This is a genomic window from Microbacterium sp. UBA3394, assembly GCF_002358725.1.
GTDB lineage: Bacteria > Actinomycetota > Actinomycetes > Actinomycetales > Microbacteriaceae > Microbacterium > Microbacterium luteum.
Window position 1 is genome coordinate 18,121 of the sequence record NZ_DEPK01000166.1, and the last position, 12,563, is coordinate 30,683.

The following is a 12,563-nucleotide window of genomic DNA, read 5'->3' on the forward strand; positions in this document are numbered from 1 at the left end:
GTCACCGAGCAGGTGCAGCCCATCGACGACGTCGTGCAGCCGGGGGAGTACCTGCCCGAGCCGCTCGTCGGGCAGCGGGTGACCGTGACCGGCGCGTTCGTCCCCGACGACTACATCGTCGTCTCCTCGCGCTACAACGACGGTGTGGAGGGCTACTGGGTGACGGGTCAGTTCCGCGTCGCGACCGCCGAGGCGCCGACGTCGCTGGCGGTCGCCGTCGGGTGGGCGGCCACCGAGGAGGAGGCGCTCGCCGCCGCAGAGCAGCTGTCCGAGGATGCGGCTGAACGACCGAACGATGCCGCGGCGCTCGCACTCACCGGCCGGCTCATCTCCGACGAGGGGCCCGTCCCGCCGCCGCAGAGCGCGGATCCCCTCACCCTCACCCGCATGTCGCCGGCCGCGCTTCTCAGCCGGTGGAGCGACGCGGACGGCATCGACGTGTACCGTCCGTACCTGGTGTCGGAGACGGCATCCGAGCCCCTGCAGCAGATCACCACGCGCCCGCCCGATCAGGGATCCGGTGTGAACTGGCTCAACATCTTCTACGCCGCCGAATGGGCGATCTTCGCGGGCTTCGCGTTCTACATGTGGTACCGCCTGGCGCGCGATGCGTGGGAGAAGGAGGTCGAAGACCTCGAGGATGCCGCGGCTGCGTAGCGCGGAACGGGGTGTCTGAGGCGCCGACTAGAATCGATGCATGCCGCGCGCCCCGAAGCTCTCCTCGTTCCCGGCGATCCGCGGCGCTCTGAAGTTCTACCAGGTGGCGTCGATCATCACCGGTGTCGGCCTGCTGCTGCTGGTCGCCGAGATGATCCTCAAGTACACGCCGCTGCACGTCGAGCTGTTCGCCGGCGGGTCCGGCGGAGCGCTGTGGTTCGCGACGGTCATCCCCGGTGCCGATTGCCAGTGGTGGTCGCTGTTCGCGCCGATGACCAACGACTGCGAGATGGTCTCCACCGGCGACGGGCTGAACATCTCCCTGTTCATCCTCGTGGCGCACGGCTGGTTCTACGTCGTGTACCTGTTCGCGTGCTTCCGCATCTGGAGCCTCATGCGCTGGCGCTTCGGCCGTTTCATCGTGCTGGCCCTCGGCGGCATCGTGCCGCTGCTGTCGTTCTTCATGGAGGCCCGCGTCGCGCGCGAGGTGAGGGCCTACCTGCGACAGCGTGAAGACGACGAGCTCCACACCCATGCCGCGCACTCGACGCTGACCCACGAGATTCCGACGGAGAACCACCGGTGACAGAATCCCCCGACCACATCGATCGCACCGATACGTTCGACGGCGCCGACACGAGCCCGTCGATCGAGGGTGACACCGAGTTCCGCCCGGTGCTCGTCGTCGACTTCGGTGCCCAGTACGCCCAGCTCATCGCCCGCCGCGTGCGCGAGGCCGGCGTCTACAGCGAGATCGTCCCGCACACCGCCACGGCCGAGGAGATCGCCGCGCGCGAGCCGCTCGGCATCATCCTCTCCGGCGGTCCCTCGTCGGTGTACGAGGAGGGCGCGCCCTCGCTCGATGCCGGCGTGTTCGACCTCGGGGTTCCGACGCTCGGCATCTGCTACGGATTCCAGGTGATGGCCCGCACGCTCGGCGGCGAGGTTGCGAACACGGGCCTGCGCGAGTACGGCGCGACGGATGCGGCGCTCTTCGGCGACGGCGGCGTTCTACTGGGCGGCCAGCCGGCCTCGCAGAACGTGTGGATGAGCCATGGCGACCAGGTCTCCCGTGCGCCCGAAGGCTTCGACGTGCTCGCCTCCACCGATGCCACCCCCGTGGCCGCCTTCGGCAACGACGAGCGCCGCATGTACGGCGTGCAGTGGCATCCCGAGGTCAAGCACTCCGACCACGGCCAGGCGGTGCTGGAGAACTTCCTGCACAAGGCGGCCGGCCTTCCCGCCGACTGGAACAGCGGCAACGTCATCGCCGAGCAGGTCGAGAAGATCCGCGCGCAGGTCGGCACCGGCCGCGTGCTGTCGGCGCTGTCGGGCGGCGTGGACTCAGCCGTGTCGACGGCTCTCGTGCACGAGGCGGTCGGGGACCAGCTCGTCGCCGTCTTCGTCGACCACGGGCTCCTGCGCAAGGGCGAGCGCGAGCAGGTCGAGCAGGATTACGTGGCCTCCACCGGTGTGCGTCTCGTGACCGTCGACGCTCGTGAGCAGTTCCTGCGTGCGCTCGAGGGCGTGAGCGACCCGGAGGAGAAGCGCAAGATCATCGGGCGCGAGTTCATCCGCTCGTTCGAGAAGGCGCAGGCCGACCTCGTCGCCGAGGCGGCTGCCGACGGCGAGCCCATCCGCTTCCTCGTGCAGGGCACGCTCTATCCCGACGTCGTCGAGTCCGGCGGGGGCACGGGCGCGGCCAACATCAAGAGTCACCACAACGTCGGCGGGCTTCCCGAAGACCTGCAGTTCGAGCTCGTCGAACCGTTGCGCACCCTGTTCAAGGATGAGGTGCGTGCGATCGGACGCGAGCTCGGGCTGCCCGAGGTCATCGTCGCCCGCCAGCCGTTTCCGGGGCCCGGCCTCGGCATCCGCATCGTGGGTGAGGTCACCGCTGACCGCCTCGAGATCCTGCGTGACGCCGACGCCATCGCCCGCGAGGAGCTGACGAAGGCGGGGCTCGACGGGGAGATCTGGCAGTGCCCGGTGGTGCTCCTGGCCGACGTGCGCTCGGTCGGCGTGCAGGGAGACGGCCGCACGTACGGGCATCCGATCGTGCTGCGACCGGTCTCGAGCGAAGACGCGATGACCGCCGACTGGACCCGCCTGCCCTACGACGTGCTGTCGAAGATCTCCAACCGCATCACGAACGAGGTGTGCGAGATCAACCGCGTGGTGCTGGATGTGACGTCCAAGCCGCCGGGGACCATCGAGTGGGAGTGAGCTCCCACTCGAGACGGATGCGGTGGCACTCGGTCGCGCCAGCGGCCGAGTGGGAGTGAGTCGAGGCGGGTCACTGCCGCAAAGCGGCGTTGAGGCTCCTGCGACTCCGATCGAGTAGGCGGCGAAGCCGACGTATCGAGATCTCCCGAGACGGCTTCAGACGCGACGGCGGGAGTCGAACCCGCAACGCGATCGGGTATGAACCGTCGCCCGGGACCGCCCGGATCGCCGCGATACCGCCACGTTAGCGTCGGCGGAGAGCGGGGCGAAGAGTGTGTCGCCCCGTGACAGAGCCGCGGTGGGCGACGGCCTCATGAGCTGTCGCGCCACGGCCGGTGAGAGGGGATGGTCGTGGGGCGCTCGTGCCGCTCGTGCGGGTGCTGTGGCACCTGGCTCTCCGCCGGTGCACCCGTCTCCTCGTCGACCACCATCGTGCGGGAGGGCGCTCTCACGACGTCGCGGTCGGCGAATCGTCGGCCCGTGATCGTCACCGGCGTCAGGCGGAACACGTGCGGCTTGTAGCGCGGACTGGCCGTCAGCAGGCGCGAGACGCCGCTGCGCTCGATCTCCGTCGCGTCGCCGACCCGTTCGGCTCGACCGCGCAGCACGACGCTCCACCAGCCGTCATCGTCGTGACCGTCGACTTCGAAGGCTGAGGCCGGGTGCGTCGTCAGGCGCACCACCTTCGTGTCCGAGGCGGTGCGGAAGTAGACCGCGCCTTCGTGCGCGGCGATGTTGACGGGGAAGAGGTCGGGGCCGCCGTCGTCGCGGATGATCGCGAGCCTCCCGACGCTCTCGCCCTCGATGCGCGTCCAGCACTCGGCGGTGCTGAGGTGGTGCGGGGCGGAAGTCATGTTTCTGCTCCTTTCCCGGTGGGTGCTTCCAGCATCTCGCTCCCGCGCTGCCGGTTCAAGGGCTCGGGCTGTTGTTGCGCCCGGCCCATGGGTCATACGTGGCGATCAGTTCCTCCTGCGGGGGTCGATCGGCCTCGTCGACGTGCTGCAGGTTCACCCGGACGCGGTACCAGAGCGAACTCGAGCCGCGCATCCCGTCGATGAGCACGTCTGCCGGGTGCAGCTGGGCGGCCGCGGCGGGGTGTGATGATCGCCACGTCTCGAGCGCATCCTGCGCCTCGGGCTTGGTCTTCGTGCGGGCCACCTCGATGAGCGGCATCGTCTATGCCCGCCGTCCGGAACCGTCGGTGCGCCGCGGCGGTTTCTCCGCGGGACCCAGGTCATCGGCGAGTCGCAGCAGGGCGGTGAGGTCCCCGGCGGCGGCGTCGATGCCGTCGTGCGGGTCGCCGATCTGCGCGAAACGCTCGGGCACGGTGCGGGCGGTGAACTCGGCCGGGCGACGTTCCCGCACCTCGTCCCAGTGCAGCGGCGTCGACACGCGCGCATCCGGAACCGGCCGGATCGAGTACGCGGAGGCGACCGTACGGTCCTTGGCGTTCTGGTTGAAGTCGACGAAGACGCTCTCGCCGCGCTCCTCCTTCCACCAGCGAGCCGTCGCCAGGCCGGGCGCCCGGTTCTCGACCTCGCGGGCGATCGTCTCGGCGGCCCGGCGAACCGCGGCGTAGTCCCACGAGGGCGTGATGCGAACGAGGATGTGCATCCCGCGGGAGCCGCTCGTCTTGGGCCAGCCGGCCAGGCCCACGTCGTCGAGCACGTCGCGGGCGACGAAGGCGACATCCACGATCTGCGCCCATTCCACCCCCGGCATGGGGTCCAGATCGATGCGGAGCTCATCGGGATGGTCGAGGTCTTCGGCCCGCACGGGGTGGGGGTTGAGGTCGAGGCATCCGAGGTTCGCAACCCAGGCGAGCCCGGCCGCATCCCGGATCACGGCCTCCTCAGCCGAGGTTCCGCGGGCGTAGTGGAGGGTGGCGGTGTCGATGAACAGCGGGTGGTTCTCGGGCACGCGCTTCTGGAAGAAGGGTTCGACGTCGATGCCGCGGGGGAAGCGCTTGAGCACCATCGGGCGTCCGGCCGCGCCCCGCAGAGCGCCGTCGGCGACGGCGAGGTAGTACCGCACGATGTCGATCTTCGTCAGGCCGGCTTGCGGGAAGACCACCTTGTCGGGGCTCGTGATCCGCACGTCGGTGCCGTCGACGTCGATCACCTCGGCCGGGCTCTTCGCGGGTGTCATACGCCGGACGCTACTCGGCCCGCCTCGCCGCGGCCACCGCTTGCCTCCCGCCCCCGCCTGTGCCCACGCGCGTACCTCTGCCCACGCGCCTGCTGCAGCCCGGCCTGCCCCGTGTCCTAACTCAGGCTCGGTGCGCAGGCGAGGCCCTGGATTCCCTCTCCCACCGGTGCCGTCTTCTCTCTCAGCCTGAGTTCGGGCACGTAGGCGGCGGGCGAGGTAGGCGCCGTGCGCCGTGGTTCGGGCACGTGGGGGCGGGTGAGGCCGTCTTGCTGGGGCGGGCGCCCGGTTCAGGTGCCGGGGGCGGGTGAGGCAGGCGCGCCGGGTTCAGGTGCCGGGGGGCGGGTGAGGCCGGCTTGTCGGGGTTCGGGCGCCCGGTGAGGCCGTCTTGCCGGGGCGGGTGAGGCCGGCTTGTCGGGGCGGTCACCGGCGCCTGCCTCCGGGGACGGGGCGGCGGCCGGCTGGTCGACGGCAGCGGCGCGGTGTGCCCTAACTCAGGCTCGGCGCATGCCGGGGTGCGGAATCGGCGTCGATTCCGCAGCTCTCGCCTCGCGCAGCCTGAGTTAGGACCGCGATGGAGAAAGGAGGAGCGGCGGACGACGAAGGGCCGCCCCGGTTGGGACGGCCCTTCGTGCGCGGATGGGGGTCAGTTGCTGCCGCGGATGATCGCGATCATGCGGAGGATCTCGACGTAGAGCCACACGACGGTGACCATGATGCCGAAGCCGCCCAGCCAGCCCATCTGACGCGGGACGCCGTTGCGGACGCCTTGCTGGATCTGGTCGAAGTCGAGCACCAGGGAGTACGCCGCCATGATCACCACGAGCACACCGAGGATGAGGCCGAGCGGGATGCCGAAGATCGTCTCGCTGCGCAGACCGAACGCGTTGTCGGTGACGCCGAACAGCATGAGGCCGACGTTCACGAGCGAGAAGACGAGGTAGCCGACCATCGCGATGAGGAAGATCTTGGTGGCGCGCTTGGACGCACGGATCTTGCCGCTGGCGAACAGGGCCAGCGTGACGCCGACGACGACGAGGGTGGCGAGGGTCGCCTGTGTGACGATTCCCGGCCAGATGAATTCGAAGAACGCCGAGATGCCGCCCACGAACAGTCCCTCGGCTGCGGCGTAGGCGAAGATCAGGCCCGGGCGCACCTTTTTGCGCGAGGTGAAGATCACCACGAGCGACAGGACGAATCCGACCAGCCCACCGACGATCATCGGCAGCACGGTCGGGTTGGGGTTCTGTGCGGTGACCGGAGCCATCGTCCAGATCCAGCCGGCCACGGCGCCGACCACGAGGATCGCGAACAGGCCGATGGTCTTGGCGACCGTGTCTTCGATCGTCATGCGGCCGGTGTCGGTCGAACCGGCCGACGGGGCGGAGTACATGCCCTCGAGGTTCGCCTGGGCGGCGGCGTCGGTGCCGGCGCGCTGCGCGGTGGCGAACTGCGTCGGGCCGCCGAGGTTCGCCGCGTTCGCACCTCCCGGGTAGCTCTGCACGGCGCGCGGGTCCTGGAACGCCGGGTTGTTGAATGCGGGGTTGTTGAGGGCCACTGCTCTCACACTCCAAAGTCGCGGGGTTTCACAGCATCGTGCTGTTGTCCAACACTAACCGAACCGCGCTATTCCGCGGGAGTAGGCGGCTGTGAGAGGGCTATGAACGGATGCTTCTCCCGGGCCTGATCCGCGGCCGCGGCCCTGGCACGCGTAGCCTGATCCCGTGCCCCGTCCCCTCGTGATCGGCCACCGCGGCGCGCCCGGCTATCGCCCCGAACACTCGCGGTCGTCGTATGAGCTCGCGCTCGCCCAGGGCGTCGACGCGGTCGAGCCGGACGTCGTCGTCTCGCGCGACGGCGTGCTCGTGGTGCGGCACGAGAACGAGATCTCCGGAACCACCGACGTGGCGGAGCGCCCGGAGTTCGCCGACCGGCGCACCACCAAGACGATCGACGGGGTGGCGTGGACCGGTTGGTTCGTCGAGGACTTCGTCTGGGATGAACTGTCGACCCTGCGCTGCCGGGAACGCCTTCCCGACCTCCGGCCCGACAGTGCGGCGCACGACGACGGCGAACCGGTGCTGTGCCTGCGGAACGTGCTCGATCTTGTGCGCGACCGCGGCGGCGGGCGCGTCGGCGTCGTGCTCGAGATCAAGCACGCGACGTACTTCGCCTCACTCGGGTGGGATGTCGCTTCCCTCGTGGTCGCCGAACTCGCCGCGGCAGGGTGGACCGACGGTACACCGCCGCTCACCGTCGAGTCTTTCGAGCCGACCGTGCTGACCGACCTCCACGAGCGCGGACTGGCGGCGGCATCCGTGCTGCTGCTCGATGCATCCGGCAAGCCCGCCGATCTCGTGGCGCGGGACGGGTCGGCAGCGCCCACCTTCGCTTCCTTCGCCGAGCCGGAGGGTCTCGATCGCCTTGTCGGCGCTGTCGACGGCATCAGCGTGCACAAGCGGATGCTGCTCGCGTCCAACGCGCTCGGCCACGCCGGCAGTTCCGTCGTGCCTGCGCTGAACCGACCCCGGGTCGTCGTCGACGCACACGCCCGGGGCCTGTCGGTCTTCACGTGGACGTGCCGCCCCGAGAACGCCTTCCTCACCCGGCGGTTCCGCACCGGCGGCGGTCGCGCCGCGCACGGCGACTGGCGTGCGGAGTGGACTCTGCTGCGCGACGCCGGCGTCGACGGCGTCTTCGTCGACCATCCCGACCTCGGCGTCGAGGTCTTCCGCGCCTGACCCGTCCGTCGCTGACCCTTCCGCGACTGAGCGCGCCCCAGCCCGGGCCGCCGATGTCGGAGAATCGCGCCGATGTCGGAGGGTTCCCGCCGCATCCTCCGACATCGGGCCGATTGTCCGACCAGGCGGGGGACGGATGCGTAGGGTGCTGGTCATGGGGGAAACGCATCAGGATGATGCCGGCGGCATCGTCGTGTCAGATCTGCGCCGCTCGTTCGGCACCGTGCACGCGGTGCGCGACGTCGGCTTCACGGCCGCTCCAGGCCGGGTGACGGCGCTCGTCGGTCCGAACGGGTCGGGGAAGACGACGCTGCTGCTCATGCTCGCCTCGCTCCTGGCGCCCGACGCCGGCTCCATCCGCATCGCCGGCCTCGACCCCGCCGTCGATGCGCAGGCCGTTCGCGGTCGGCTCGGATGGATGCCGGACGCCCTCGGCGCGTGGGGAAGCCTCACCTCGCGGGAGACCCTCATCGTCACCGCCCGGCTGTACGGGATGCCGGCGGATGCGGCCGCCGCCCGCGCGGAGCACCTGATCCACGAGGTCGACCTCGCCGCGCTCGCCGATGCGCCGGCGCGTGTGCTGTCGCGGGGGCAGAAGCAGCGGCTCGGCCTCGCGCGCGCCCTGGTGCACGACCCTCCGGTGCTGCTCCTGGACGAGCCGGCCTCGGGCCTGGACCCGCAGGCTCGGATCCACCTGCGGGTGCTGCTGCGTCGGTTCGCGGCGGAGGGGCGCACGGTGCTCGTCTCCAGCCACATCCTCAGCGAGCTGGAGGAGATCGCCGACGACGCGGTGTTCCTGGTGGAGGGACGCACCGTGAGTGCACCGCCGCGCGAGGGCTCGACCGCGACGACGCCCTGGCGCATCCGCGTCGTGGGGGATCCCAAGAAGGCGATCGAGCCGGTCGCCGCGGCCCTCGGCATCGAGCCGTTCACCGTCGGGTTCGACCGTCGAGAGCTCGTGGTGCCGTTCGCGGGGGAGGCGGCGGCAGCCGAGGCCCTCGCCCGCATCGTCGGCACCGGGGTGCCGGTGGCCGAGTTCGCCCCCGCGCACGGCGACCTCGAGCGCGCGTTCCTCGAGCTGAGCCGCGATGCGGATGCCGCGCCCGACCGCGCGGACGGCGACGAAGAAGCGGACCGCGACGAAGGAAATGTCGCATGAACGCGCAGCGGCTCGGCACGCTCATCCGCCTCGAGCTGACCCAGCGCACCCGCAGTGTCGCGTGGTACGTGCTGCTGAGCGTCTTCGCCCTGCTCCTGGTCATCGTCAGCGTGCTGTCGTTCCTGGGGTGGCAGTGGGTGCCGGAGCCCGGCGCCGCCATCTACTCCACGGTCGTGGCGTTCACGCTGCTCCTGGTCGTGCTCGTCTCTCCCACCTTCAGCGGGAACGCGATCAACGGCGACCGGGAGGCAGCGACCCTCGCGCCCGTGCAGGTGACCCTCGCCACCACGGGTGAGATCGTCATCGGCAAGTTCCTCGCCGCCTGGATCGCCGGTCTCGCCTTCGTCGCGGTGTCCGTGCCCTTCCTCGTGATCGCGACGTTCGCCGGCGGTGTCGACCCCCTCACCGTCATGATCTCGCTGGCCGTTCTCGTAGTTGAGATCGGCGTGCTCGCCGCGATCGGGGTGGCCCTCAGCGGCATCCTGTCCCGCCCGCTCTTCTCGGTGGCGACCGCGTACCTCGTGGTCGCCGCGCTCGTGATCGGCACGCTGATCGCGTTCGCGCTCGCGGGGGCGACCATCCGCACCGAGACGACGCATCAGACCCGCACCTACGACTGGTCGTCGGTGGGGCCGAACGACGATCCGCCGTGCGCGCCGGGGCAGTCCTCGACGGCGGCGTATCCCTGCAACGAAGACATCGAGTGCGGTGAGTGGGAGACATACACCTCCGAGACACCGCGCTTCGATCGGGTCTGGTGGATGCTCGCGCCCAACCCGTTCGTCATCCTCGGCGACGCCGCGCCCGGCCGGTTCGACGCGAACGGCAACCCCCAGGACGTCTTCTCGCAGCTGAAGACGGGCATCGCCTACGCGCAGCAACCGCCCGAGCTGGAGACTCAGTGGGACGAGTGCGCGCCGCTGTCATGGACCGAGCAGGACTACCAGACCCCCGAGGAGGTCGTCGCCCAGTCGGTGCCGAGCTGGTTCGTCGGCCTCGGACTGCAGATCGTCCTCGCCGGCGAACTCCTGGCGTGGGCCTGGGCACGCACCCGCACGCCCGCGGGCCGTCTGCCGCGCGGCACCCGCATCGCCTGATCCTGCCGCCGGTTGCACCCGCCCGGGCGGGCTCGGCTGCCCGGCCGCACGGCTGCCTCGGGCCGGGCCTCGGCTGCCTCATCCCACCCGCCCAGCCCAGCCCCGCCTGGCCCGGCTGCCTGCTGGCCTCGGGCCCGCCTCCGATGTCGGAGAATCGTGCCGATGTCGGAGAATCCGGGACAAATCATCCGACATTCGCGTGATTCTCCGACATGCACGCGTGGGGCTGGATGCTGGGCTGGGGCTGGGGGCGGCTGGGTCAGGGGTGGGTGAGGCTGGCGAGCAGGCGCTGGGCGGTGAGGGCGGTGTCGTGCCAGGACGGCAGGGCACGCCCCGCGCGCGCCGTGGCCGCGGACATGTCCGCTCGGCGGGCCGGATCGGCGAGCAGGATGCGCAGCGCGTCGGCGAAGGCGGCCGGATCCTCGGGTGGAACCAGCAGTCCCGCATCGGCGGGCACCGTGTCGGGCACGGCGCCGGTGCGGCACGACACGATCGGCAGGCCGCGGGCGAGGGCCTCGTCGAACACCAGTCCGTAGCCCTCGTACCGTGTCGCGAGTGCGAAGACCGCCGCCTCGCGCGCGAGGGCGTCGCGCTCGGCATCCGAGACGGCGCCGGCCAGCCGCACACGACCCTCGAGTCCGAGTTCGCCGCGCAGACGCGCCAACTCGGCGGCGTGGGCCGGGTCCCACGCGGACCCGACGATCACGGCGCGCCAGGGCGCATCCGTCACGCGTGCGAGGGCGCGCAGCAGCACGTCGTGTCCCTTGCGGGGGTGCTGGATGCCGACCGACAGCACGAGCGGCGGATCACTCGGCGCGCGTACCCCCGTCGGCCGATCGGTGCCGGGTCGCGCGACCGTGATCCGCTCCGGGTCCGCGCCGTATTCCGACACGAGCATGCGCCGGGTGTGCGGGCTGGGGACGAGCACGGCGTCGGCGCGACGGAGATTGGCCCGCTCGGTCTCGAAGAGGTACCGGCGCCGCTCCGCGGTGAGACCCTCCTCGAGGGCGAGCGGATGGTGCACCATCCCGACGACCGGGGCGGCGATGGCCGCGAGAGCCTCGGGCGAGAGGGAGCCGAAGACGAACCCGTCGACGATCAGCGGACGATCCGGCGGCACCGCCGCCAGTGCCGCCGCGGCCTGTGCGTGGTCGTCGGGTGTGGGATCGGGGAAGGAGCCGCCGAGCCGGATGAGCTCGGTCGGCGTTCCCGCGTCGCGCAGCCCGTGCAGGAGGCGCTTCTCGTAGAGGTAGCCGCCGGTCACCGTCTCCAGGTCGCCGGGTACGGCGAAGGCCGCCTCGATCACGTCGCCTGCTCCGGCGCGTACACGCGCAGCACGCGCGCCTCCACGGCGCTCACGAGGGCGTAACCGAGCGCCGAAAGCGCCGTCACGACGACGACCGCGCCGGCGAGCAGGTCGTATCCCGAGCGCGACGCCGCCAGGGCCATGAGGCTCCCCACCCCGGAGCCCAGCGCGAGCCACTCGACCACCGTGACCGCCAGCACCGCCGCCGGCACGCTCATCCGAGCCGCCGCGAAGAACGCGGGGAGCATCGCGGGGATGCGCACGCGCACCAGCTGCACCCTCGCCGGGGCGGCATAGGACCGCAGCACATCGAGCGCCTGGCCGGGGGCTCGACGCAGGCCCTCGAGGCACGCGATGAGGGTGGGGAAGAACACCATGACCGCCACCAGGGCGACGCCCCCGACCGCACCGCGGCCGAGCAGCAGCACGACCAGGGGAGCGGTCGTGACGATCGGCACGGCGCGCAGGGCGATCGCGAACGGCATCGACACAGCTGCCGCGCGCGGGGCCAGGGTGAGCACGATCGCGAGTCCTGCCCCGGCGGCCAGGCCCGCGAGATACCCCGGCACGGCGAGCGCCGCGGTCTCGCCGATCGCGGCGGCCAGCGCGCCGACGACCTCGCCGTCGTCAGCCGTTCCCGACAGGATCACGACGACGTCGGCGGGCGTACGGGCGAGGAACGGGCTCAGGCCGATCGCGTGGATGCCGCCCCACCACAGCACCAGCAGCACGGCGGCCGCTCCGACCGCGGTCAGGAGCGCGTCGCGCGTGCGATGGCGACGGGATGCGGGGGCGCGGGCCGGCGCGAGGATCAGCGGCGGCCTGTCGCCGTCGACGCGTCGGCCCAGCGCGCCGATCGCGGCGTAGGCGATCACGGACACGGCCGTCGCGATCACCGCGAGGGCCCAGGTCAACTCGATGTCGAGGTCACGGGAGGCGCGGAGGGTCAGCACACCCATTCCGCCGGCGGCTCCGGTGAATTCGCCCACCATGGCGCCCAGGAAGGCGGCGGGCGCTGCGATCTGGAGCCCCGCGACGAGGTAGGGGACGGCGGCCCGGGCGCGCACGTAGCGCAGCTGCGCCGCGCGTCCGCGACCGTAGCTGCGCACCAGGTCGAACCAGGTCGACGGCGCCGCCCGCACGCCCACCAGCAGCGGGATCATCGTGGTGTAGTACACCGCGAGCGCGGCGAGCACGATCTGCGGCCCGTCGCCCGGGCCGAAGACGACGCG

At 71.3% G+C, this 12,563-nt stretch carries 10 protein-coding genes, 1 tRNA gene and 1 pseudogene; 6 read left to right on the forward strand and 6 right to left on the reverse strand.

What is annotated here, in order from left to right; translation table 11 throughout:
• The 3 genes from B4E30_RS09860 to guaA all read left to right on the forward strand — a co-directional run.
• Positions 1-657, forward strand: a 657-nt coding sequence (locus tag B4E30_RS09860) for an SURF1 family cytochrome oxidase biogenesis protein (RefSeq protein ID WP_286795087.1), incomplete at its 5' end; no start/stop codon positions are given.
• A gap of 40 nt (positions 658-697) precedes the next feature.
• The gene (locus B4E30_RS09865; protein ID WP_071044581.1) at positions 698-1,243 is read left to right on the forward strand and encodes a DUF3817 domain-containing protein; all 546 of its coding nucleotides are present in this window, start codon (positions 698-700) and stop codon (positions 1,241-1,243) included.
• A gap of 62 nt (positions 1,244-1,305) precedes the next feature.
• Complete coding sequence (guaA, locus tag B4E30_RS09870; protein WP_286795101.1) at positions 1,306-2,883, forward strand: glutamine-hydrolyzing GMP synthase; 1,578 nt, start codon at positions 1,306-1,308, stop codon at positions 2,881-2,883.
• A gap of 160 nt (positions 2,884-3,043) precedes the next feature.
• On the opposite strand, the gene B4E30_RS09875 is transcribed toward guaA, so the two are convergent.
• The 4 genes and pseudogenes from B4E30_RS09875 to B4E30_RS09890 all read right to left on the reverse strand — a co-directional run bounded on the left by B4E30_RS09875 (position 3,044) and on the right by B4E30_RS09890 (position 6,586).
• Positions 3,044-3,116 (reverse strand) — tRNA-Met (locus B4E30_RS09875).
• 78 nt (positions 3,117-3,194) lie between these two features.
• Entirely contained in the window at positions 3,195-3,737 is a 543-nt protein-coding gene (locus B4E30_RS09880; protein ID WP_071044582.1) for a pyridoxamine 5'-phosphate oxidase family protein, read from the reverse strand.
• 55 nt (positions 3,738-3,792) lie between these two features.
• Positions 3,793-5,031: pseudogene (ligD, locus tag B4E30_RS09885) on the reverse strand (non-homologous end-joining DNA ligase).
• Positions 5,032-5,674: 643 nt separating this feature from the next.
• Entirely contained in the window at positions 5,675-6,586 is a 912-nt protein-coding gene (locus B4E30_RS09890; RefSeq protein ID WP_194385559.1) for a Bax inhibitor-1/YccA family protein, read from the reverse strand.
• A 166-nt stretch (positions 6,587-6,752) separates the two neighbouring features.
• Here B4E30_RS09890 and B4E30_RS09895 point away from each other — a divergent pair, with 166 nt between their 5' ends.
• The 3 genes from B4E30_RS09895 (at position 6,753) to B4E30_RS09905 (ending at position 10,025) form a co-directional block, all read left to right on the forward strand.
• A complete protein-coding gene (locus B4E30_RS09895; protein ID WP_194383639.1) occupies positions 6,753-7,769 on the forward strand; it encodes a glycerophosphodiester phosphodiesterase family protein in 1,017 nt (338 codons plus the stop codon).
• A gap of 154 nt (positions 7,770-7,923) precedes the next feature.
• Entirely contained in the window at positions 7,924-8,928 is a 1,005-nt protein-coding gene (locus B4E30_RS09900; protein ID WP_194383638.1) for an ABC transporter ATP-binding protein, read from the forward strand.
• Positions 8,925-10,025, forward strand: a complete 1,101-nt coding sequence (locus B4E30_RS09905; RefSeq protein ID WP_286795092.1) for an ABC transporter permease — start codon at positions 8,925-8,927, stop codon at positions 10,023-10,025. Before B4E30_RS09900 ends, B4E30_RS09905 begins: the two co-directional genes overlap by 4 nt.
• A gap of 259 nt (positions 10,026-10,284) precedes the next feature.
• Here the strand turns inward: B4E30_RS09905 and B4E30_RS09910 are convergent, their stop codons facing one another.
• Entirely contained in the window at positions 10,285-11,331 is a 1,047-nt protein-coding gene (locus B4E30_RS09910) for a glycosyltransferase family 4 protein (RefSeq protein WP_286795094.1), read from the reverse strand.
• The coding region (locus B4E30_RS09915; protein ID WP_286795096.1) for an ABC transporter permease at positions 11,328-12,563 on the reverse strand (1,236 nt) is incomplete at its 5' end. The genes B4E30_RS09910 and B4E30_RS09915, both read right to left, overlap by 4 nt.

Bases quoted from the DNA above. Each gene is read 5' to 3' on its own strand.
- B4E30_RS09865 (WP_071044581.1), top strand. From the start codon at position 698: ATGCCGCGCGCCCCGAAGCTCTCCTCGTTCCCGGCGATCCGCGGCGCT.
- B4E30_RS09905 (WP_286795092.1), top strand. From the start codon at position 8,925: ATGAACGCGCAGCGGCTCGGCACGCTCATCCGCCTCGAGCTGACCCAG.
- B4E30_RS09900 (WP_194383638.1), top strand. From the start codon at position 7,924: ATGGGGGAAACGCATCAGGATGATGCCGGCGGCATCGTCGTGTCAGAT.
- B4E30_RS09880 (WP_071044582.1), bottom strand. From the start codon at position 3,737: ATGACTTCCGCCCCGCACCACCTCAGCACCGCCGAGTGCTGGACGCGC.